Source organism: Pseudomonas syringae CC1557 (assembly GCF_000452705.1).
Classification (GTDB): domain Bacteria; phylum Pseudomonadota; class Gammaproteobacteria; order Pseudomonadales; family Pseudomonadaceae; genus Aquipseudomonas; species Aquipseudomonas syringae_F.
The window spans coordinates 1,909,525-1,935,133 of the sequence record NZ_CP007014.1; the positions used below are offsets into that span (position 1 = coordinate 1,909,525).

General features: G+C 61.6%; 5 protein-coding genes and 1 pseudogene. 4 read left to right on the forward strand and 2 right to left on the reverse strand.

Translation table 11 applies throughout. The features are described from left to right. The first annotated feature begins 42 nt into the window (after positions 1 to 42). The 3 genes and pseudogenes from N018_RS08960 to N018_RS08970 all read left to right on the forward strand — a co-directional run bounded on the left by N018_RS08960 (position 43) and on the right by N018_RS08970 (position 20,306). A complete protein-coding gene (locus N018_RS08960; RefSeq protein ID WP_438826900.1) occupies positions 43 to 5,208 on the forward strand; it encodes an amino acid adenylation domain-containing protein in 5,166 nt (1,721 codons plus the stop codon). Positions 5,209 to 5,222: 14 nt separating this feature from the next. Next, positions 5,223 to 11,680 (forward strand): annotated as a pseudogene (locus N018_RS08965) (amino acid adenylation domain-containing protein). Position 11,681: 1 nt separating this feature from the next. Further along, positions 11,682 to 20,306, forward strand: coding sequence for an amino acid adenylation domain-containing protein (locus tag N018_RS08970; protein WP_025389370.1), 8,625 nt, complete (start codon positions 11,682 to 11,684; stop codon positions 20,304 to 20,306). Between the two features lie 137 nt (positions 20,307 to 20,443). Here N018_RS08970 and N018_RS08975 read toward each other — a convergent pair whose 3' ends face one another. Then, positions 20,444 to 22,855 carry a TonB-dependent siderophore receptor gene (locus N018_RS08975; protein WP_025389371.1) on the reverse strand — a complete coding sequence of 804 codons (2,412 nt, stop codon included), beginning with the start codon at positions 22,853 to 22,855 and terminating at the stop codon, positions 20,444 to 20,446. A 207-nt stretch (positions 22,856 to 23,062) separates the two neighbouring features. After that, positions 23,063 to 25,303, reverse strand: a complete 2,241-nt coding sequence (locus N018_RS08980; protein WP_025389372.1) for a TonB-dependent siderophore receptor — start codon at positions 25,301 to 25,303, stop codon at positions 23,063 to 23,065. Between the two features lie 180 nt (positions 25,304 to 25,483). On the opposite strand from N018_RS08980, the gene N018_RS28270 reads away from it, so the two are divergent. Further along, complete coding sequence (locus N018_RS28270) at positions 25,484 to 25,609, forward strand: hypothetical protein (protein WP_267872189.1); 126 nt, start codon at positions 25,484 to 25,486, stop codon at positions 25,607 to 25,609.

Sequence of the window (25,609 nt, forward strand, 5' to 3'; positions counted from 1 at the left end):
TGTGCGCAGAATGGCGCGCGGGTTTACCGCAGCGGCGACCGCATGCGGCGCAATCATCAGGGGCAACTGGAATTCATCGGCCGTGCCGACGATCAGGTGAAAGTGCGCGGCTATCGCGTCGAGCCTGCAGAAGTGGCGCGGGTGCTGCTCGGCCTGACTTCGGTGGCAGAAGCCAGCGTATTGCCGTTGCCCCTTGACGGTGATGAATCGCGTCTGCAACTGGTCGCGTATTGCGTGGCGGCAGCCGGTGCGAGCCTTGATAGCGAACGCCTGCGCGAGCAACTGGCTGCGCGCTTGCCCGACTACATGCTGCCGGCGCAGATTCTGCTGCTGGATAAACTGCCGCTGACCGCCAACGGCAAACTCGACAAGCGCGCCTTGCCCAAACCGGGTGTGGTCAAACAGCATTACACCGCACCGGTCGGCGAGATCGAGGAAAAACTCGCTGCGGTCTGGGCCGACGTACTCAAGCTGGAGCAGGTCGGCAGCACCGACAACTTCTTCGAACTGGGCGGCGATTCGATCCTCAGCCTGCAAATCATCGCCCGTGCCAAGCGCCAGGGCATCAAGCTCAGCCCCAAGCAGTTGTTCGAGAAACAGACCATCGGCCAACTGGCCTCTGTCGCCAAATTGATCGAGAAAAAGCCTGCTGCTGCGGTAGAGCAAGTCAACGGCTCGCTGCCGTTGCTGCCGATTCAGGCGCGCTTCTTCGAACTGGACATCCCCCAACGTCAGCACTGGAATCAGGCGCTGATGCTAAAACCCCTGCAAACGCTGGATGCGACTCACCTTCAAGCTGCACTGGCCGCGCTGATCGAACAGCACGACGCGCTGCGCCTCGGTTTCACCCAGCAAGATGGCCAGTGGCGAGCCACATTCGGCGCGCTGAACACCCGCGACCTGCTCTGGATTCATGAACTGGACAGCATTGAGCGCCTGCCGGAACTGGCCACTGAAGCGCAACGCAGCCTGGACCTGAAAAACGGCCCGTTGCTGCGTGCGGTACTGGTCAACCTGCCGCAAGGTGAACAACGCGTGTTGCTGGTCATCCATCACCTGGCGGTGGACGGCGTGTCCTGGCGGCTGTTGCTGGAAGACTTGCAACAGGCCTACGTCGCCCTGGCGGCAGGCCAGCCGCTGGCGCTGGCGGCCAAAACCACGTCGCTCAAGTACTGGGCCGAGCGATTGCAACACTACGCGAGCGGCGCAACGCTGGCCGCCGAGCGTGAATACTGGCTGCGCGCCTTGCAGGGCGATGATCAGCCGCTGCCGCGTGACAAGCCCGAGGGCACGATGCGTAATCGCGACGCGGCCCATGCGTCGTCGTGGCTGAGCAAGGACCTGACCCACAAACTGCTGAAAGTCGCGCCTGCCGCCTACCGCACACAGGTCAACGACTTGCTGCTGACGGCGCTGGCACAAGTGCTGTGCGAGTGGAGCCAGCAGTCGTCGGTGCTGATCCAGCTGGAAGGCCACGGCCGCGAAGACCTGTTTGAGGATATCGATCTCAGCCGTACCGTGGGTTGGTTCAGCAGCCTGTTCCCGGTCCGCCTTACGCCGCAAGTCGCGCCGGGTGCAAGCCTGTGTGGCATCAAGGAACAGTTGCGCGCGGTGCCGAACAAAGGCATTGGTTACGGCGTATTACGCTACATGGGGGATCCGGGTTTTGCGCAGCAACTCGAGGCTTTGCCACAGGCGCGGGTGACGTTCAATTATTTAGGCCAGTTTGACGGCAGCTTCAACGAGCGCGAAGGCACGTTGTTTGTGCCGAGCGCCGACAGTGTCGGTACTGCGCTGTGCGAAGACGGCCCGCTAGGCAACTGGCTGAGCCTTAACGGCCAAGTGTTCGACGGTCAGTTGCAACTGGACTGGAGCTTCAGCCGCGAGGTGTATCAGGCCTCGACCATCGACACCCTGGCGCGCCGTTACGAGCAGGCGCTGACCACGTTGATTGAGCACTGCCTGGCCGGGCATCAGGGCGTCACGCCATCGGACTTCCCGCTGGCGCGTCTGACCCAGACGCAACTCGACGCGCTGCCGATTGCTGCGGTCGAAATCGACGACATTTACCCGCTGTCGCCGATGCAGCAGGGCATGCTGTTCCACTCGCTGTTCGAAGAGGGCGCGGGCAATTACATCAATCAGTTGCGGGTAACTGTCACCGGGCTGAATGTGCCGCGCTTCCAGAGCGCGTGGCAGGCAGCGGTCGATAGTCACGACGTGCTGCGCAGCCGCTTTTTCAGTCAGAGCGAACAGTCGCTGCAAGTGGTACAGCGTCAGGTGACGCTGCCTTTTGTCGAGCTGGATGCGCGTGGCAACCCGGGAAGCTGGCTGGACGACTGGGCGCAGGCCGATCGTCAACAGGGCTTCGATCTGGCGCAGGGGCCGCTGTTGCGTCTGGCGGTGGTACGCACGGCCGCTGACAGCTGGCAACTCGTCTACACCAGCCATCACATCTTGATGGACGGCTGGAGCAGCTCGCGCCTGCTGGGCGAAGTGCTGCAACGCTACAGCGGCCATACGCCGCCGAAACAGGCAGGACGTTATCGCGATTACATTCAATGGCTGCAGCAGCAGGACGTCGCGCTCAGCGAGCGCTTCTGGACCGCAGAACTGGCCGAACTGGATGAGCCGACCCGCCTGTTGCAAGCGTTCAAGTCTTGCGCAGAAGGGCAGGGCTACGGCGACTACATCCAGTTGATCGATGCCGACGGCACCCGACGTTTGAGCGAGTTCGCCCGCGAGCAGCGCGTGACCCTCAATACGCTGGTGCAATCCGCATGGTTGTTGCTGCTGCAACGCTACACCGGCCAGAGCTGCGTGACGTTCGGCGCTACGGTGGCCGGACGTCCGGCTGACCTGCCGGGCGTCGAGGAACAACTGGGGTTGTTCATCAACACCCTGCCAGTGATCGCCAGCCCGCGTCCGGAACAGACCGTCGGCGACTGGGTGCAGCAAGTGCAGGCGAAAAATATCGCCCTGCGCGAGCATGAACACACAGCGCTTTACAGCATTCAGCGCTTGGCGCGTCACAGTGGCGAGGCGTTGTTCGACACCATTCTGGTGTTCGAAAACTACCCGATGTCCGAGGCCTTGCAGCGTGCGCCGGACGGCCTGGTCTTCAGTGGCCTGCGCAATCAGGAACAGGCGCATTACCCGCTGACCCTGGTGGTCGAGGCCAATGACGTGCTGTCGGTACGTTTCAGCTACGACCGGCAACACTTCAGTGCCGAAGGCATTCTGCAACTCGCGGCGCATTTCGATCATCTGCTGCAAAGCCTCAGTGCATCGGCAACGACGCGTCTCGGCGAACTGGCACTGCCCGTCGCCTGGACGCAGAGCGTGCAGCGATATCCGAGCGAGCAGTGCGCCCATCAACGTATCGAAACCCAGGCTGAACGTACCCCGCAAGCCATCGCCCTGAGTTTCGCTGCCGAGCAACTGAGCTATCAGCAGCTCAACCGCCGCGCCAACCAGCTGGCCCACAAACTGCGGGCGCAGGGCGTCGGCCCGGATGTTCGCGTCGGGCTGGCTGCCGAGCGTGGTCTGGAGATGATTGTGGGCTTGCTGGCGATTCTCAAGGCCGGTGGCGCGTACATGCCGCTGGATCCGGATTATCCGCAGGATCGTCTGAGCTTTCTGATGCAGGACAGCGGTATCGAGTTGTTGCTGACTCAGGCGCATGTGCTTGAGAGGTTACCGATTCCAGAGCAGGTGCAGACGCTGGATCTGGCTGACGCGCTGAATGATTACAGCGCCGAAAACCTGCCCAACCAGACCTCGCCGGACAACCTGGCTTATGTGATCTACACCTCCGGTTCGACCGGCAAACCCAAAGGCACCTTGCTGACTCATCACAACCTGATGCGCCTGTTTGCTGCCACCGACGACTGGTTTGCTTTCAGCGAAAAAGACGTCTGGACGCTGTTCCATTCCTTTGCCTTCGATTTCTCGGTCTGGGAAATCTTCGGCGCGTTGCTGCATGGCGGTCGACTGGTGATCGTGCCCCGCGACGTGACCCGTTCGCCGGAAGCGTTTCATGCCTTGCTGGTTGAACAGCAGGTTACGGTGCTCAACCAGACACCGTCGGCGTTCAAACAGCTGATGCGTGTGGCCTGCGATTCGCCGTTGCCGATGCCGTTACAGAAAGTCATCTTCGGCGGCGAAGCGCTGGACGTTGCCAGCCTGACACCCTGGTTCGAACGTTTCGGCGATCAGACGCCGCAACTGATCAACATGTACGGCATCACCGAAACCACCGTGCATGTCACTTACAGGCCTATAACCCAGGCCGACACACAAAGCCCGGGCAGCCCGATTGGCGAGGCGATTCCGGATCTGTCGTGGTACGTGCTGGACGCTGATTTCAACCCGGTAGCTCAGGGTTGCAGCGGCGAACTGCACATCGGTCACGCCGGTCTGGCGCGGGGTTATCACCACCGCGCAGCGCTGACCGCCGAGCGCTTTGTGCCAGACCCGTTTTCCAACGATGGCGGTCGTCTTTACCGCACCGGCGACCTGGCGCGTTATCGCGCTGCCGGAACCATCGAGTACGCCGGGCGTATCGACCACCAAGTGAAAATTCGTGGCTTCCGTATCGAACTGGGCGAAATCGAAGCGCGGCTGCAAGCGCACCCGGCAGTACGCGAAGTGATCGTGCTGGCGCTGGATGGGCAATTGGTGGCGTATCTGGTTCCGACCCAGCCTGATCAGGATCAGCACACGCTGCGTGAAACGCTGAAAGCCGAACTCCGGGCACATCTGCCGGATTACATGGTGCCGACCCACTTCATCGTCCTTGATCACCTGCCGCTGACCGCCAACGGCAAGCTGGACCGCAACGCGCTGCCTGCGCCGGATGCCAGCCAGTTGCAGGCGGCCTACGTCGCGCCACAAGGTGAGCTGGAGGAACAGTTGGCGGCGGTCTGGGCCGATGTGCTGAAAGTCGAGCAGGTGGGGCGCAACGACAATTTCTTCGAACTCGGCGGGCATTCGCTGCTGGCGGTGCAGATGCTGGTGCGAGTACGCGAACAGTTGCAGCGCGAGGTCAGCCTCAAGGCTCTGTTCGAACAGCCTGTGCTGGCGGACTTCTGCGCCACGCTGCAAGAAAAAAATGGCGAAAGTGACCATGCACTGGACGAATTGACTAAATCGCTGGAGGCACTCAAACGTTTATCAGCGGAGGAAATTGATAATTTGATTGCTTAGCAGGAGAGACCCCAGTGCAACAGTTGCTTGACTCCGTTAAATCGCTGTCCGCCCGTGAACGCAAGGCGCTGGCGATCCTGCTCAAGCGCCAGGGGGTGAATCTCTACGGGGTCACGCCAATTGCCAGGCGCGAGACGCAGGCACCGTCTGCGCTCTCGTATGCACAGCAGCGGCAATGGATCATCTGGCAACTGGAGCCGCACAGCGCGGCCTACAACATTCCGCTGGCGCTGCGCCTGCATGGCGCGCTGGATGTCGAGGCGCTGCGGCGCAGCGTCGAACAACTGATCGAACGTCACGAAACCTTGCGCACCACCTTCGAACAGCAGGGCGATGAGGCGTTGCAGGTAGTGCATCCGGCGTCGCCTTTCGCGCTGGGTGTCGATCAACTGGCGGCTGGCGAAACGGTCGAGCGCTATGTGGATCAGGAAGTCCAGCGGCCTTTCGATTTACAGCACGGGCCGCTGTTACGGATCAGGCTGCTCAGGCTGAGCGAGCAGGAACATGTGCTGGTGCTGACCCAGCACCACATTGTCTCCGATGGCTGGTCGATGCCGATCATGGTCGACGAGCTGATGCAGTGCTATCAGGCTGCCACGCTGGGCCGCGAGGCCGAACTGGCACCGTTGCCGATCCAGTACGCCGACTACGCCCTCTGGCAGCGCAACTGGCTGGAAATGGGCGAGCAGGAACGCCAACTGGATTACTGGACGCAGCAACTGGGCGAACAACAGCCGATTCTGGAACTGCCCACTGATCGACCGCGCCCGGCGCTGCGCAGTTACGAAGGCGCACGGCTGAATGTCGAGCTCGACGCCGCGCTGCTGAACAACCTCAAGGCACTGGCACGTCAGCAGGGCATCACTCTGTTCATGCTGTTGCTGGCTTCGTTGCAAACGCTGCTGCACCGCTACAGCGGTCAGGCCGATATACGCGTCGGTGTGCCGGTTGCCAATCGCACGCGTAGCGAAACCCAGGGGTTGATCGGTTTCTTCGTCAACACCCAGGTACTCAAGGCCGAGTTCGCCGCGCAGACCACCGTCGCCGACTTGCTGCAACAGATCAAACACACCGCCGTGCAGGCGCAGGCCCATCAGGACCTGCCGTTCGAACAACTGGTCGAAGCCTTGCAGCCGCAGCGCGACCTGAGCCGCAGCCCGTTGTTTCAGGTCGCCTACAACCACCAGAGCGAAGGCCACAATCAGGCCCGCGAGCTAGCCGGTCTGCGCCTGGACTATCAGGTGTCAGACAAACACACCGCGCAGTTCGACCTGACGCTGGACACCTGCGAACGCCAGAATGGCCTTGCCGCCTCGTTGACCTATGCCACCGACCTGTTCGCCGCCGCAACCATCGAGCGCATGGCCGGGCATTGGCGCAACCTGCTGAACGGCATGTGCCGCGACGTCAATCAGCGCATCACTGACCTGCCGTTGCTGAGCGTTGAAGAGCAGCAGAACACCCTGCGCGACTGGAATCAGAACCTAACGTTCTACCCGAGCGAGCAGTGCGCCCATCAGCGCATCGAAACCCAGGCCGAGCGCACGCCACAGGCCATCGCCCTGAGTTTCGCTGCCGAGCAACTGAGCTATCAACAGCTCAACCGCCGCGCCAACCAGTTGGCCCATAAACTGCGGGCGCAGGGCGTCGGCCCGGATGTTCGCGTCGGTTTGGCCGCCGAACGCAGTCTGGAGATGATTGTGGGCTTGCTGGCGATCCTCAAGGCCGGTGGCGCGTACGTGCCGCTGGACCCGGATTATCCGCAGGACCGTCTGAGCTTTCTGATGCAGGACAGCGGTATCGAGTTGTTGCTGACTCAGGCGCATTTGCTTGAGCGGTTACCGATTCCTGCACACGTTCAGACCTTTGACCTGGCGGAGGCACTGGACGGTTACAGCACGGAAAACCTGCCGAACCAGACCTCGCCGGACAATCTGGCTTATGTGATCTACACCTCCGGCTCTACCGGCAAACCCAAAGGCACCTTGCTGACCCAGCACAACCTGATGCGCCTGTTTGCTGCCACCGACGACTGGTTTGCTTTCAGCGAAAAAGACGTCTGGACGCTGTTCCATTCCTTTGCCTTCGATTTCTCGGTCTGGGAAATATTCGGCGCGTTGCTGCATGGCGGTCGACTGGTGATCGTGCCCCGCGACGTGACCCGTTCGCCGGAAGCGTTTCATGCCTTGCTGGTTGAACAGCAGGTCACGGTGCTCAACCAGACACCGTCGGCGTTCAAGCAGTTGATGCGCGTGGCCTGCGATTCGCCGTTGCCGATGCCGTTACAGAAAGTCATCTTCGGCGGCGAAGCGCTGGACGTTGCCAGCCTGACACCCTGGTTCGAACGTTTCGGCGATCAGGCGCCGCAACTGATCAACATGTACGGCATCACCGAAACCACCGTGCATGTTACTTACCGACCGATAAGCGAGGCCGACACACAACACCCGGCCAGCCCGATTGGCGAGGCGATTGCGGACCTGTCGTGGTACGTGCTGGACGCTGATTTCAACCCGGTTGCCCAGGGTTGCAGCGGCGAACTGCACATCGGCCATGCCGGTCTGGCGCGGGGTTATCACCACCGCGCCGCGCTGACCGCCGAACGCTTTGTGCCCGACCCGTTCTCCAGCGACGGCGGCCGTCTGTACCGCACCGGCGACCTGGCGCGTTATCGCGCTGCCGGAACCATCGAGTACGCCGGGCGTATCGACCACCAAGTGAAGATCCGTGGCTTCCGTATCGAACTGGGCGAAATCGAAGCGCGGCTGCAAGCGCACCCGGCAGTACGCGAAGTGATCGTGCTGGCGCTGGATGGGCAATTGGCGGCGTATCTGCTGCCGACCCAGCCTGATCAGGATCAGCACACGCTGCGTGAAACGCTGAAAGCCGAACTCCGGGCACATCTGCCGGATTACATGGTGCCGACCCACTTCATCTTCCTCGACCACATGCCGCTGACCGCCAACGGCAAGCTGGACCGCAACGCGCTGCCTGCGCCGGATGCCAGCCAGTTGCAGGCGGCCTACGTCGCGCCACAAGGCGAGCTGGAGGAACAGTTGGCGGCGGTCTGGGCCGATGTGCTCAAGGTCGAGCAGGTGGGGCGCGGCGACAACTTCTTCGAACTCGGCGGCCATTCGTTGCTGGCTACTCAGGTGATCTCGCGTATTCGTCAGCAACTGGACGTCGAGTTGTCGTTACGCGACCTGTTCGAAGCGCGCGATCTGACGGCCTTCGCGCAGGCGGCGGGCAATGGGCAGGGCAATGACGCGCCACGCTTCGTCAAGGCCGATCGCGCTCAGCCGCTGGGCCTTTCCTATGCACAGCAGCGCCAGTGGTTTCTCTGGCAGCTTGATCCTGAAAGCACGGCTTACATCATTCCTGCGGCCCTGCGCCTGAGCGGCTCGCTGGACATCGCGGCGCTGGAGCACAGTTTCAGCGCGCTGATCGCCCGTCACGAAACCCTGCGCACGACCTTTCGCCAGCAGGGCGAGCAGGCGGTGCAGGTTGTCCATGCGCCACGCGCCCTGACCCTGACAGTCGAAAACGTGCCCGCGGGGCAGACCCTTGAAGCCTGCGTGCAGCAGGAAATGCAACGCCCGTTCGATCTGGAGCACGGGCCGCTGTTGCGGGTCCGCCTGTTGAATCTGGCTGCTGACGAGCACGTGCTGATCCTGACCCAGCACCATATCGTCTCCGATGGCTGGTCGATGCCGATCATGGTCGATGAGCTGGTGCGCTTGTACGAAGGCTACAGTCAGGGCCGTGAGGTGCTGCTCGCCGAATTAGACATGCAATACGCCGACTATGCGCTGTGGCAGCGCAACTGGATGGAGGCCGGTGAGCAGGCGCGTCAGCTGGAGTACTGGAAGCAGCAACTGGGCGACCAGCAACCGATTCTGGAGCTGCCCGCCGATCATCCACGCCCGCCCGTGCAAAGCCATGCCGGTGCGCGGCTGACAATCGAGCTTGCGCCCGCGCTGATCGCTGACTTGAAACAGGCCGCGCGGCAGCAGGGCGTCACACTGTTCATGCTGTTGCTCGCGTCGTTCCAGACCCTGCTGCACCGTCATAGCGGTCAGCCGGACATTCGCGTTGGCGTGCCGATTACCAACCGCACCCGTGCAGAAACCGAAGGCCTGATCGGTTTCTTCGTCAACACCCAGGTATTGCGCGCCGGGTTTGATCTGCAAACCACCTTCAGCGAGCTGCTGCAACAGGTCAAACACACCGCGCTGCAAGCCCAGGCGCATCAGGAGCTGCCGTTCGAACAACTGGTCGAAGCCTTGCAGCCACAACGCAGCCTCAGCCACAGCCCGCTGTTTCAGGTGATGTTCAACCACCAGAGTCAGGCCAGCGCCGAAGTGCGCGCACTGCCGGGCTTGCAGGTTGAAGCGCTGGTGTCGGAGAACTATCCGGCGCAGTTCGACCTGACCCTGAACACCGCCGAGCATGACGGCGGCCTGAGCGCAGGCCTGACCTACGCCACCGCGCTGTTCGAGCGCAGCACCATCGAGCGCATGGCCGGACACTGGCTGGCGTTGTTGCAGGCCATCTGCACCAATGTCAGCCAGCGCATCGCCGACGTGCCGATGCTCGACGCTGCCGAACAGCAGCAGATTGTCCGCGACTGGAACGCCACGGCTGCGCAGTTCCCGAGCGAACACTGCCTGCACAGCCTGATCGAAGCGCAGGTAGCAGCCACGCCCGATGCCCGGCGCTGATCTTTGCTGCCAAGCAACTCAGCTACACGCAACTCAACGCCCGTGCCAATCAGCTCGCGCACCGCTTGCGCGAAGCAGGCGTCGGCCCGGACGTGCTGGTGGGCATCTGTGTCGAGCGCAGTCTGGAACTGGTGATCGGTTTGCTGGCGATCATCAAGGCCGGTGGCGCTTACGTGCCGCTGGACCCGGATTATCCCGAGGATCGGCTGGCGTACATGATGCAGGACAGCGGGATTGCCTTGCTGCTGACCCAAAGCGCATTGCTGGAACGCCTGCCGGTTCAGGTTCAGAGCATTTGCCTGGATCAGGAGGGCGACTGGCTGGAGGGTTATAGCACTGCCAACCCGGTCAACCTGACTCATCCGCAGAATCTGGCTTACGTGATTTACACCTCCGGTTCGACCGGCAAGCCAAAGGGCGCGGGCAATAGCCATCGTGCGTTGGTCAACCGCTTGCACTGGATGCAAAAGGCCTACGGGCTGGGCGGCAGCGATACCGTTTTGCAGAAAACCCCGTTCAGCTTCGACGTGTCGGTCTGGGAATTCTTCTGGCCGCTCATGACCGGCGCTCGCTTGGCGGTAGCGTTGCCGGGCGATCATCGCGATCCCGAGCGACTGGTGCAGACCATTCGCGAGCATCAGGTCACGACCCTGCACTTTGTGCCGTCGATGCTCCAGGCGTTTCTGACCCATCCGCAGGTGGAAAGCTGTGACAGCCTGCGTCGAGTGGTGTGCAGCGGCGAAGCGCTGCCTGCCGAGCTGACCGGTCAGGTGCTTAAGCGTCTGCCACAGGTGGGGTTATTCAATCTGTACGGTCCGACCGAAGCGGCTATCGACGTGACCCACTGGACTTGCAGCACCGACGATGTGCTTAGCGTGCCGATTGGTCGCCCCATCGATAACCTGAAAACCCACATTCTGGACGACGGTTTGCTGCCTGCCGCACAGGGCGTTGCGGCAGAGCTGTACCTGGGCGGCGTCGGTCTGGCGCGGGGTTATCATAAGCGTGCAGCGCTGACCGCCGAGCGTTTTGTGCCGGACCCGTTCGACGAGCAGGGCGGCGGCAGGCTGTACCGCACCGGCGATCTGGCGCGTTATCGCGACGAGGGCGTGATCGAGTACGCCGGACGTATCGACCATCAGGTGAAGATTCGTGGTCTGCGTATCGAACTGGGCGAAATCGAAGCCAGCCTGCTGGAGCACGACAGCGTTCACGAAGCGGTGGTTATCGACGTCGACGGCCCGTCCGGCAAGCAACTGGCGGCGTATCTGGTGGCTGAGCACAGCGGCGATCAACTGCGTGATGCGCTCAAGGCGCATCTCAAGGAATCGTTGCCCGATTACATGGTGCCGACCCATTTCATTGTCCTGGACAGCATGCCACTGAGCGCCAATGGCAAGCTGGATCGCAAGGCCCTGCCGAAACCGGACGCCAGCCAGTTACAGCGCCAGTACGTCGCGCCATCCACTGACCAGGAACAGCAGATGGCGGCGATCTGGGCCGATGTGCTGAAAGTCGAGCGTGTCGGGCTGAGCGATGATTTCTTCGAACTGGGCGGCCATTCATTGCTGGCGACGCAACTGATTTCCAGAATCCACACCGGCCTTGGGATCGACATCCCGCTGCGCCTGATTTTCGAGAAACCGCAATTGAACGAATTTATTCAGGCTTTCGCCAGCAGTGGCCTGTCGCTGACCGAGGACGGCTTGTCCGATATCGAAAAAATGATGAATGAAATGGCGGGTATCTGACATGGACAAGTCTGCAGCAGAGCGTATCGCCCAGCGTTTTACGGAGTTGCCCGTTGAACAGCGCCGCCAGATCCTCGCCAAAATGCACGAGACCGGGCAGAGCTTCAAGCTGCTGCCTATCGCCGTGACCCGGCATGCCGCAGCGCGTATCCCGCTGTCCTACGCCCAGCAGCGCATGCTGTTTCTCTGGCAGATGGAACCGGACAACGCCGCTTACAACGTGCCCATGGCCGTGCGCCTCAACGGCCCGCTGGACCGGCAGGCATTGAGCGCCGCGCTGGATCAACTGGTGCAGCGCCACGAAACCCTGCGCACCCGCTTTGTGTCCGAAGAGGGCGCGTTTTATCAGGAGATTCTTGAGCAGGCGACTGTCGCCCTTGAATTCGCCTCGACTCAGCCCGCCGACATCGAACGTCAGGTGCGTGCGGAGCTGCAAAAGCCCTTTGACCTGCTGAGTGGCACGCTGCTGCGGGTCAAACTGTTCCAACTGAGCGAAACCGAGCACGTCCTGACGGTGTGCATGCATCACGTGGTGTCCGATGGCTGGTCTGGTGAAGTGCTGATTCGTGAGTGGGTGCAGCTGTATCAGGCACAAGTTTCCGGGCAGCCCGCGCAATTGCCTGCGCTGGCGATTCAGTACGCCGACTACGCCATCTGGCAACGCGCCTGGCTGGAGGCCGGGGAGGGCGAGCGACAACTGGATTACTGGAAACAGCAATTGGGTAGCGAACATCCGCTGCTGACGTTGCCGCTGGATCACGAGCGTCCGCTGCAACCGAGCCAGCGCGGGGCGACTGTGCGTGTCGACCTGCCGGAACAACTGTCCGCACAGCTGAAAATCCAGGCGCGCAACAATGGCCAGACCGTGTTCATGCTGATGCTGGCAGCGCTGTCGGTGATGCTGTCGCGCTTCAGCGGCCAAGCCGACATTCGCATCGGCGCGCCCAATGCCGGGCGCACCCGCAGCGAACTGGAAGGCCTGATCGGCTTCTTTATCAACACCCAGGTGCTGCGCGTTCAGGTGGACGAGCGGCAGAGCTTTGCTGAGCTGCTGGATCAGGTGAAACAGGTGGTCACCGGGGCCCAGTCGCATCAGGAACTGCCCTTTGAACATCTGGTGGATGCGCTGGCCCCGGAACGCAACCTGGGCCACAACCCGCTGTTCCAGTTCAAGATCAATCAGCACGTGCTGAGCGCTGATGACAGTGGGCAAAGCGTGTCGGGGCTGACCGTCGACGAGTTTCCGATGGGCAGCAGTGATGCGCGCTTTGATCTGGCCTTTGACTTTAACGATACGCCGGGCGGTATTCGCGGCTATTTCACCTACGCCACCGACCTGTTCGAGGCGCAGACCATCGAACGCATGGCCGACGCGCTGCGTGGCGTGCTGCAAGCACTGGTCGTGGATGCTGATCAGCGTCTGGCCGACCGGCCGCAAACGGTCTTGTTGCCCGGCATTGAGCAAACCACTGATTTTGCCTGTGACGATTTTCTCAGCCTTTGGCAACAGGGCCTTGAAGCGGGTGGCGACAACACCGCCTTGCGCGTTGGCCAGCAGGTGTTGAGCTTTGACGAACTTGAAAGACGCAGTAACCAGTTCGCCCGCTACCTGCACGCACAGGACATCAACCCGGGCATGACCGTTGCGCTGTGCCTGGATCGCTCTGTGGAATGGGTGGTCAGCCTGCTGGCGGTGCTGAAACTGGGCGCGGTGTACCTGCCGCTGGACAGCGCACAACCTGCCGAGCGCCTGCAACAGCTGGCCCGTGACAGCGGCGCCGTGTTGCTGATTCATGCACCCGACGATGACAAGGCCGCGCAGCTTGGCGTGTGCCCGGTGCTGGCTTTCGATGCCACGTTGTGGGCCGATGTCGACAGCGGTGCGCTGAACGTTCAGGTCATGGCCGAGCAAGCGGCTTACATCGTTTACACCTCTGGCTCCACCGGGCAGCCCAAGGGCGTGGTGATCAGCCACGGTGCGCTGGCCAACTATGTGCAGGGCGTGCTTGAGCGCCTGTCGCTGAAGGACGGCGCGAGCATGGCGATGGTCTCGACGGTTGCGGCGGACCTGGGCCATACGTTGCTGTTCGGTGCGTTGGCCTCCGGTCGCCCGCTGCACCTGCTGTCCCACGAGCAGGCGTTCGACCCTGATGGTTTCGCCCGCTACATGGCCGAGCATCAGGTCGACGTCTTGAAGATCGTGCCCAGCCATTTGCAGGGCTTGCTGCAAGCTGCCAACCCGGCCGACGTGCTGCCGAGCCAGTTACTGATTCTCGGGGGCGAGGCCAGCTCGTGGGCGTTGATCGAACAGGTCCGCGCGTTGAAACCGGGCTGCCGCATCGTCAATCACTACGGCCCGACCGAAACCACGGTCGGCATCCTCACCCATGAAGTGGCCGAGCGTCTGAGTGGCTGCCGCAGCGTGCCGGTCGGCCAACCGCTGGCCAACGGCAAGGCGCGAGTGCTCGACGCCTATCTGAACCCGGTCGCCGAGCGGGTGGCGGGCGAGCTGTATCTGGGCGGTCAAGGGCTGGCGCAGGGTTATCTGGGCCGTGCGGCGATGACCGCCGAACGCTTCGTGCCGGACCCGGATGCCAATGGTCAGCGCCTGTACCGGGCAGGCGACCGTGCGCGCTGGGTGGATGGCGTGCTGGAGTACCTGGGCCGTGCTGATGATCAGGTGAAAATTCGCGGTTACCGGGTCGAACCGGGCGAAGTCGGCCAGTTGCTGCAAACCCTGAACAACGTGGCCGAAGCCGTAGTGCTGGCCCAGCCGCTGGAAAGCGACGCGACACGTCTGCAACTGGTGGCGTATTGCGTCGCGGCAGCCGGTGCGAGCCTCAATGTTGAGCAGCTACGCGAGCAACTGGCGGCACGCCTGCCGGAATACCTGGTGCCTGCGCAGATCCTGCTGCTGGACAGGTTGCCGCTGACCGCCAATGGCAAGCTCGACAAGCGCGCCTTGCCCAGGCTGGGTGTGGTCAAACAGCGGTACACCGCGCCGGTCGGCGAGATCGAGGAAAAACTCGCTGCGGTCTGGGCCGATGTACTCAAGCTGGAGCAGGTCGGCAGCACCGACAACTTCTTCGAACTGGGGGGCGATTCGATCCTCAGCCTGCAAATCATCGCTCGCGCCAAGCGCCAGGGCATCAAGCTCAGCCCCAAGCAGTTGTTTGAAAAACAGACCATCGGTCAGTTGGCTTCTGTGGCTAAATTGATCGAGAAAAAGCCCGCCGCTGTGCTGGAACAGGCCAGCGGAGTCCTGCCGTTGCTGCCGATTCAGGCGCGCTTCTTCGAGCTGGAGATCCCCCAGCGTCAGCACTGGAATCAGGCGCTGATGCTCAAGCCCCTGCAAATGCTGGATGCGGCCCACCTGCAGGCGGCACTCACCGCGCTCATCGAACAGCATGATGCACTGCGCCTCGGTTTCACTCGGCAAAACGACGTTTGGCAAGCCACGTTCGGCGCTTTAAACACGCGTGACGTGCTGTGGACCCATGAACTGGACAGCGTCGAGCGACTGGCCGAACTGGCCGACGAAGCACCACGCAGCCTGGACCTGAAAAACGGCCCGTTGCTGCGTGCGGTACTGGTCAATCTGCCGCAGGGCGAACAACGCCTGTTGCTGGTGATTCATCATCTGGTGGTGGACGGGGTTTCATGGCGAGTATTGCTGGAAGACCTGCAACAGGCGTATCTCGCCATCGCGGCAGGTCGGCCTGCGGCGCTCCCGGCGAAAACCAGCTCGCTGAAAAGCTGGGCCGAGCAGTTGCAGGCCTATGCGCAGAGCCCGGCGCTGGAGCAGGAGCTGGGTTACTGGCAGGCGCAGTTGCAGGACGTCAGTGACGCCTTGCCGTGTGATCATCCACACGGCGGCCAGCAACAAAAACACGCGCTGTCAGTGGTCACGCAACTGAATGGCGAGCTGACCCGGCAACTGCTGCAAGACGCCCCCGCGGCTTACCGCACGCAGATCAATGACCTGCTGCTGACTGCGCTGGCGCGGGTTGTCAGTCGCTGGACCGAGCAGCCGCATGCGCTGATTCGTCTGGAAGGGCATGGCCGCGAAGACCTGTTCGAGGCGCTGGACATCACCCGCACGGTGGGCTGGTTCAGTAACCTGTACCCGGTCAGGCTTACCCCACAGACCACGCTGGCCGATTCGCTCATGACCATCAAAGAGCAATTGCGCGCAGTGCCTGACAAGGGCATTGGCTACGGTGCGTTACGTTATCTGGGCAGCGAGTCGGCGCGGCAGACCTTGCAGGCGTTACCTCAGGGCAGCATTGTGTTCAATTATCTGGGCCAGTTCGACGGCAGCTTTGACGCACAAGGCGCGCTGTTCACGCCGTCGGCCGACAGCAGCGGCGCGTCGCAGAGTGCCGACGCGCCGTTGGCGGCGCCGCTCAGCATCAATGGTCAGGTCTACGGCGGCGAGCTGCGCCTGAGCTGGACCTTCAGCGGCGCGGTATTCGAACGTTACACCGTGCAACGGCTGGCCGACGAATACACCCTTGAGCTGCAACAGTTGATTGCGCATTGCACCACCGAAGGCGTGGCCGGCGTTACCCCGTCGGACTTCCCGCTGGCGCGCCTGACCCAGTCGCAGCTAAGCCGTTTGCCGATCCCTGCCGGACAGATCGAAGACATCTACCCGCTGGCACCGATGCAGCAGGGCATGCTGTTCCACACCCTGTTCGAGCAGGAGGCGGGCAATTACATCAACCAGATGCGCGTCGAGGTCAGCGGGCTGGACGTGCCACGTTTCCGCGCCGCCTGGCAGGCGACACTGGACGCCCATGAGGTGCTGCGCAGCGGTTTTGTCAGCCATCTGCAGCAGTCGCTGCAAGTGGTGTTGCGCGATGTCAGCATGCCGTTTGTCGAACGGGATGCCCGTGCGCAATCAAACGAATGGGTTGACGACTGGGCGAGCGCCGATCGCCAGCAGGGCTTCGATCTGGCCCAAGGGCCGTTGCTGCGCCTGGCCGTGTTGCGCACTGGCGAGCAGACGCATCAATTGATCTACACCAGCCATCACATTCTCATGGACGGCTGGAGCAGCTCGCGCCTGCTGGGCGAAGTGTTGCAACGCTACAGCGGCCAGACACTGCCGAGGCAGGTCAGCCGTTATCGTGACTATATCGAATGGCTGCAACGCCAGGACGCCGGGCTCAGCGAGCGTTTCTGGACCGGCCAGCTTGCTGAACTGGATGAGCCGACGCGGCTGGTTCAGGCCTTCAAAGCGCCTGATAGCGGGCAGGGGCATGGCGATTATCTGCAACTGATCGACGCCGACAGCACCCGTCAATTGAGCGAGTTTGCCCGCGAGCAGCGTGTCACCCTCAACACGCTGGTGCAGTCGGCCTGGCTGCTGGTGCTGCAACGCTACACCGGCCAGTCCAGCGTGACCTTCGGCGCGACCGTTGCCGGGCGTCCGGCTGATTTGCCGGGCGTCGAAGAGCAACTGGGGCTGTTCATCAACACGTTGCCGGTGATCGCCAGCCCTCGCCCGGAACAGTGTGTGGCGGCCTGGGTGCAGCAGGTGCAGGCGAAAAACATCGCCCTGCGTGAGCATGAACACACACCGCTGTACGAGATTCAACGCTGGGCCCGCAGCGCTGGCGAGGCGCTGTTCGACACCATTCTGGTGTTCGAAAACTACCCGGTGTCCGAGGCCCTGCAACAGTCCGCGCCGCAAGGGCTGGTGTTCGGCGGCCTGCACACGCAGGAACAGACTCATTACCCGCTGACCCTGGTGGTTAATTTGGGCGAAGCCCTGTCGCTGCGTTTCAGCTATGCGCGTCAGTACTTCAGCGAGCCGCAGATGGCGCGCTTGTCAGCGCATTTTCGCCAGGTTTTGCAGGCTCTGGTGCGGGATCCGCAGGCGGCGATTGGCGAACTGGCGTTGCTGGATGATCACGAACAGCAGCAGATTGTCCGCGACTGGAACGCTACCGCCGCTGAATTCCCGAGCGAACACTGCCTGCACAGCCTGATCGAGGCTCAGGTCGTGGCCACGCCCGATGCCCCGGCACTGATCTTTGCTGCCGAGCAAATCAGCTATGCGCAACTCAACGCCCGCGCCAATCAGCTCGCGCACCGCTTGCGCGAAGCAGGCGTCGGCCCGGACGTGCTGGTGGGGATTTGCGTCGAGCGCAGCCTGGAACTGGTGATCGGTTTGCTGGCGATCATCAAGGCCGGTGGCGCTTACGTGCCGCTGGACCCGGATTATCCCGAGGATCGGCTGGCGTACATGATGGAGGACAGCGGGATTGCCTTGCTGCTGACTCAATCGGCATTGCTGGAGCGTATACCGGTTCAGGTTCAGAGTATTTGTCTGGATCAGGAGGGCGACTGGCTGGAGGGTTACAGCACTGCCAACCCGGTCAATCTGACTCATCCGCAGAATCTGGCTTACGTGATTTACACCTCCGGTTCGACCGGCAAGCCCAAAGGTGCAGGCAACAGCCATCGTGCGTTGGTCAACCGTTTGCACTGGATGCAAAAGGCCTACGGGCTGAGCGAATCCGATACCGTTTTGCAGAAAACCCCGTTCAGTTTCGACGTGTCGGTCTGGGAATTCTTCTGGCCGTTGCTGACCGGCGCACGTCTGGCGGTAGCGTTGCCGGGCGATCATCGCGACCCCGAGCGGCTGGTGCAGACCATTCGCGAGCATCAGGTCACGACGCTGCACTTTGTACCGTCGATGCTCCAGGCGTTTCTGACCCACCCGCAGGTAGAACGCTGCGACAGCCTGCGCCGTGTGGTGTGCAGCGGCGAAGCGCTGCCTGCCGAGCTGGCCGGTCAGGTGCTCAAGCGTCTTCCGCAGGTTGGGTTATTCAATCTGTACGGTCCGACCGAAGCGGCAATCGACGTGACCCACTGGACCTGCACAAACGACGACGTGCTCAGCGTGCCGATTGGTCGGCCGATCGATAACCTGAAAACCCACATTCTGGACGACGGTTTGCTGCCTGCCGCACAAGGCGTTGCGGCAGAGCTGTATCTGGGCGGCGTCGGTCTGGCGCGGGGTTATCACAAGCGGGCGGCGCTGACCGCCGAGCGTTTTGTGCCGGACCCGTTCGACGAGCAGGGCGGCGGCAGGCTCTACCGCAGCGGCGATCTGGCGCGTTATCGTGACGAGGGCGTGATCGAGTACGCCGGGCGTATCGACCATCAGGTAAAGATTCGCGGCCTGCGTATCGAACTGGGCGAAATCGAAGCGCGCCTGCACGAGCATGCAGCTGTGCGCGAAGCCAATGTCATCGACATCGATGGGCCTTCCGGCAAGCAATTGGTGGCGTATCTGGTGGCGACGGAGGCGGGTCACGAGTCGCAAGGCTTGCGCGAAGCCTTGAAGGCGCACCTCAAGGCTCATGTGCCGGATTACATGGTGCCGACATACCTTGTTTTTATTGATGTGATGCCGCTGACCGCCAACGGCAAACTGGATCGCCGCGCACTGCCGAAACCGGACGTAGCCCGGTCGCAGCAGGGCTACATCGCACCGCGTACTGACTTCGAACAGCGTCTGGCGGCGCTCTGGGAGCAGGTGTTGCAGGTCGAGCGGGTCGGGCTCAACGACAACTTCTTTGCGCTGGGCGGGCACTCGTTGCTGGCGGTTTCGCTGGCCGGGCGGATTCGTGAGACGTTCGATATCTCCATCAAGCTGCATGATTTTCTGCTGATGCAGACCCTCGGTGAACTGGCCGATTTCATGCGTGCCGATGAGGCTAAGGTCAAATCAGGGGTCATCGCCATGAACGCCAACCGTTCCGACAACACGCCATTGTTCTGCCTGCCACCCGGCGGCGGCGGAACGTACTCGTACTACCCGCTGGCCGGTAAACTCAACGACAGCCGTCGGGTTTATGGGCTGGTCAACAAGGCCTACGTGGTGCCGGGCTGGTTCGATACGTCCTGGCAGGAAATGGTCGACTACTACGTCGAACAGATCCGCATGACCCAGCCGCACGGGCCTTACAACCTGCTGGGCTGGTCGATGGGCGGAGCGCTGGCCATCGAGGTGGCGCATGTGCTTGAGGAGGAAGGCGACACGGTGACTTTCCTCGGGCTGGTGGACACGCAACTGCCTACGTCGGTCGGGATGAAGTGGGTCGAGGAAGCGCCAGAAGTCACCACGCAGAAACAGGGCGAAAACTACTACCACAGCCTGATCAAGAGCTTGCAGGCCTTTGTACCGGGCTTGCAGGAAGACACGATTGTGGGGCTGATCGAAACAGCCCGGCATTCGCTGGCCAGCGAGGACGAAGTGATTGACTGGGTGGTCGACAAGGTTGCACGGGAGGCCGGAATCAACGCCGACCACCTGCGCAGCATATTCCAGGACATCGCCGTGCAGGATGAGATCGAAACCGGCTACCAACTGCTGGAATCAAATGCGCAGTTGAGCCAGGCGTTTACCCTGAAAAAGCTCAACGTGCAGGCCGACTGCTGGTGGGCCGGGCAGAGCCGTGAGCACGGGCAGATTGCGCGAGCTGAAGCAGTGCTGCTCGAACAGTGCTCGGTGAACGGGCTGCGCAGCTCGACGATTATTGATCAGCGGCATGACAACGTGGTGATTGCGCAGGCGTTACTGGACGGGGTTGCGGCGCAGATCGTGTGACGCAGAGCCTCACACACGGCGTTCCCACGCTGGAGTGCAACGATAGTGTTCGGGCTCACACTTATCGTGCCCACGTGGGCATGCGGTTCTGGACGCTCTGCGTCCGCTCTCGAGTGCAAGGAACGAGCGCGGGTCTGCTAAAAATCACCACGCAGGGTCAATACGTAGTTGCGTGGGTCGCCGTAGTAGTTGCCGCGGTCGATGTCGCCGGTGGCCTTGTAGTATTTACGATCCAGCAGGTTGTTGCCGTTGAGTGCCACCGACCAGTGCTCGTCGATTTTCCATGAGGCTCGCGCGTCCCAGATGGCGCGGCCGGGGTTGTCGATGGGCTGGGTCGACTCGTGCTCCGAGTAGCCGCTCTGCGCCGAGACACCGCCGCCAACGGTCAGCCGCCGCCAGTTGCCGGGCAGGTTGTAGCTGCTGGACAGGCGCAGCATGTGCCGGGGCGTTTCTGCCGAAATCGATTGTCCGTCGCTGCCACGCGTGAGGTTGAAGGTGTAACCGGCAATGGTCTGCAACCCGGGCAGCGGCTCGCCGCTGATCTCCATGTCGAAACCCTTGCTGCGCCGCACGTCGCCATTCAAATAGCAGGTGCCGTAAGCGTCGTTGCCGAGGCATTGGCCCGCATGGGCGTCGTCTTCGACCGCCACGTCTTTCTGCTTCACATAGAACAGTGCAAAAGACACGTTCAGGCGCTTGTCGAACAGCTCGCCCTTGATACCGGTTTCATGGCTGGCACCGATGGCCGGGTCGAGAAACGCGCCGGATGCCGTGCGATAACTGCTTTGCGGCAAAAAGATATCGGTGTAGCTGGCGTACCACGACCAGTCCTTGTCCAGATCGTAGATCACACCCATGAACGGCGTGACCTGGTTGTCCTCCCGGGCGCGGGTGGTCACGCCTGCGGACTGGCTCTGATAGTCATACCAACTGACTCGACCGCCCATGACCAGGCTCAACGACTCGGTCAGGCTCAGGCGCAGGTTGCTGTAAACGCCGTAACGCTTGTCACTGTAGTCAGTGCTGCGCGAGGCCGGGCGCGCAGGTTCTGCGATGGCGTTGTGGTCGGCGTTGAAAATGTCCAGCGGCTGATTGGCGTTGACCGTGGCGTAGCGGGAATCGCGTTTCTGCTCAGACCCGTTGCCGCCGACCGTCAACTGATGAGTCAGGCCAAAGGCTTCGAAGCGGCCGTCCAGATGGCCATCGACACCGTTGCTCTGAATCGTGTCCGAGCGAAACAGGGTTTTGACCAGCCGCGAACCGCTCTGTGTCGCAGGGTCGATGGTGCCTTGGGCGTAGGCGACTTTCTGATCGAACGAGCCTTCCGAATGGGTCGCCGACAACGTACCGCTCCAGTGCTCGTCAAAACGGGTTTCCAGCTCACTGAACACTTCGTCCGTTCGGGTCTGATGGCGGTTCCAGTCCTGAGCCAGAGACGTAGATCGCGGTAGATCTATGGCCTTGCCGTTGCTGTAGCGGGGCAGGCCGAAAATCGAAAAGCCTTTTGTGTCCGCGCTTTGATGACGCAGGCCGAGGGTCAGGGTGGTGTCTTCGCTCAGGTCGGTTTCCAGAATGCCGTACAGCAACGGCGCGGTTTTTTGCAGCCCGTCGATGAAGGTGCCACGGTCTTCGTAAGACGTTACGAAACGCCCGCGAACGCTGCCTTGCTCGTTGAGCTTGCTGCTGCCGTCCAGATCGACGCGGTACTGGTCCCAGCTGCCGGCGCGCGTGGTGATCGAAAACTGCGGTATGGCCGTTGGTCGCTTGCGCACCAGATTGACCGCGCCACCGGGGTTGCCCACGCCGATCAGCAATCCGGCAGCGCCGCGCAGCACTTCGACGCGGTCGTAGATTTCCATATCAGGGGTCATCCAGCCAGTGACGCTGTAACCCTGACCTGCCACGCCGTCGATGGTGTAACTTTCATCCTCTAGGGCAAAGCCGCGGGAGCTGAACACATGCGAGCCGAAATTGCGTTGCGAAAAAGTGATGCCGGGCGTTTGCGCCATCACTTCATCCAGGCCGGTAAGGTTCTTGTCGTCCATCAATTGTCGGGTGATGACGGTGACCGACTGCGGGGTGTCGCGCAATGACTGCGAGGTCTTGTTGATGCTGATGCCGGAGGCCGCGTAAGAGCCGCTGCCCTCGGTGCTCATGCCGAACTCACTGCCCTTGATCGTCACCGGTTTGAGGCTCATGGGTGGTGCCGAGGCTGCGACGCCCAAGGTTAGGGTATTGGCTTCAAGGCTGTGCGCCACACCGGCTTTTTTCAGCAGGTCCATGGTCGCCTGCTCAGGCGTCAACCTGCCGTGCACCGGGCTGCTGAGCTTGCCGTTGACGTCCTCGGGGTTGTAGAGAATTTGCAGATCGCCTTGACGCCCCAGTTCTTTAAGGGCGCTGCTCAAGGCCTGTGCGGGGATATCGAACTCGAATTCTTCCGCGAGGGCCTCGCCCTGAAAAACCAGTGCCAACACCAGTCCCATCCCGCCCATACGCAGGCCACGCGTTTTCACACGCCCTGTGCGCTGACGGTTGGAGGGTGATTGCATGGGAGGGTGACTCGTGGAAAGCGAGGGTGAAGGATAATGTATTTGCTCAGTTTGGTCGTGCGCAGTGGTCTGTATCACAAGCCGACACCGGGTCGCACATCAGATCGGACGCAGAGCGTCCAGAAAGGCATGCGACGCAGAGCGTCGCACGATAGTTGAGATTACCGTTCCTCACACAGGGGCACGATCTGCGGAGCCAGACTCAGGTCAGAAATCACCGCGCAACGTCAGAACGTAGCTGCGTGGTTCGCCGTAGACGTTGGAGCGGTCGGTGGCGATCGAGGTGGTGTAGTACTTGCGGTCGAACAGGTTTTCGGCGTTGAGCGACACCTTCCAGTTCTCATCCAGCTTCCACGACGCTCGGGCATCCCAGATGGCTCGACCGGCGACACCCAGCTCTTTGTTGGACGGCACTTCGTAGCCCGAATCCACCGATACGCCAGCGCCCAGGGTCAAGCGGTTCCAGGCACCCGGCAGGTTGTAGCTGGTGTTGAGGCGCAGCATGTGTTTCGGCGTTTCGTACGCCACATCCGAGTCGCCGTTGTTGCGCAGCATGTTGAAGGTATAGCCGCCGAACACTTGCAGCCCCGGCAGCACTTCGCCGCTGGCTTCGACGTCGATACCCTTGCTGCGACTGATGCCGTCCTGCAAGTAGCAGGAGCCGTCGGAACTGGTAGGGCAGGTTGTAAAGTTATCCAGAGCCGCGAGATCCACAGCCGCCACATCTTTCTGTTTGATGTAGAACAGCGCCATCGACAGGTTCATGCGCTTGTCGAACAGTTCACCCTTGAAACCGGTTTCGTAGTTGGAGCCGATAGCTGGGTCCAGCGGTGAGCCACCAGCAGTGACGTAGTTGGCTTGCGGCGTGAAGATGTCTGCATAGCTGGCGTACCACGACCAACTGTCGTTGATGTCGTAGATCAGGCCCGCGAACGGCGTGAATTCCTGGGTCTGTTTGGACTCGTAATCCTTTGCTGCACCGGTTTTGACATCGTACTTGTAGTCATACCAGCTCAAGCGAGTGCCGAGTACCACACTCAACGGTTCGCTCAGGTGAATGCGCGTGTTGGCGTACAGGCCCGCGCGCTCTTCGGTGGTGTCGATATCGGTTTGCCAGGCCGGACGCGCGGGTTTGGCGAAAGCGTTCTGGTTGACGTCGAAGATGTTGATCGCGGTCCGTCTCGTCACCGTAGCCTGATGCGTGTTGGCCTCCTGCTTCGACCAGTCGGCACCCAGGGTCACTTGATGTTCAAGGCCGAAAGCGTTGAAGTTGCCTTCCAGTTGACTGTTCAGACCGAAACTGTCGACCTCGTCCTTGCGAAACAGTGTGCCTTGAAAGTTGGAGCCCGCCAGCGTCGTGGGGTTTACCGTGCCTCGCGCATACGCAATATTCTGATCAAACCCACCCTGCGAATACGTCAACGAGGTCTTGCTGATCCAGTCGTCATTAAAACGATGCGCGACTTCGGTAAACACCTCGGTCATGTCGCTCTCATGGCGGTTCCACTTCTGCGCCAGGTTGGTCGAGCGTGACAGGCCCAGTGACTGGCCGGTGCTGTAGCGCGGCAGGCCATAGATCGAGTAGCCGTTGATGACCTGCTCCTGACGACGCAGGCTCATGGTCAGGGTGGTGTCATCGCTCACGTCGGCTTCGACGATGCCGTACAGCAGCGGTGTGCGGCTGTCTCGTCCGTCCAGGTAGGAACCGCTGTCATCGTAGGCCGCGACCATGCGCCCGCGCAGGGTGCCTGAGTCATTGAGTTTGCCGCTGCCGTCGAGGTCGACGCGGTACTGGTCCCAGGAACCGGCTCGGGTGGTGATCGAGAATTTGTTATCGGCGGTCGGGCGCTTGCGCACCAGATTGACCGCGCCCCCAGGCTGACCTGCGCCGACCAGCAAGCCGGACGCACCGCGCAGCACTTCCACGCGATCATAGATCGCCATGTCCGGCTGCATCCAGCCGGTGACCTGATAGCCCTGCCCGCCAACGCCGTCGACCAGGAAGCTCTCCGCCAGCAACGAGAAGCCACGCGAGGTGTACACGTGGCCGCCAAAGTTGCGGTACTGGAACGTTATGCCGGGGGTGTCTTCCAGTACCTTGCTCAGACTGTTGAGGTTGTTGTCATCCATGACCTGCCGAGTCACCACGGTCACTGACTGCGGTGTTTCACGCAGCGATTGCGGCGCGCCCTTGCCAATACTCACTGCGCCGGTGGTGTACGAACCGGTGCCGTCGGTGGTCGTGCCCAGGTACTGCGAGTCGATTGCGGTCGGTGCCAGATGGACTGTGCCCGACGTGGTCGAGCCCTCTGCGGCGGCTTCCTGTGCCTGCGTTGCGACCGGCATGCAAAGTGCCAGGCCCATGGCCGCCATGGATGACCGGGAGCGGAACATCTGACTGAGCATCAACGCTTTGCTGAGCGGGGTGAGTCGTGACGGGTTGTGCATGAATTGGCTCTTTCCAGTGTGTATCGGCAAGGCGATCGGGAGCGTTGCTCAGGCCTGCGCAGCCTGTGTCAGCCATCGACAGGGCAGGCGAGATCAACTTTTTTATGGGGAACCAGGCAGGAAATTGGCTGTGCACGCAGTTCGCTGTTAATGAGAACGAAAGCGATTAACGATTATTTAATGAATTTTTCACAAATCCCGAAAAAAGATAGCGCTTGGCTATCCGGCCTGGTCGTGAAGGACTTCGCCAGCAAAGAAAAAGCCCCGCTCGCGGACCGGCCGGGCGGGGCGTTTCAAGACGGCTGA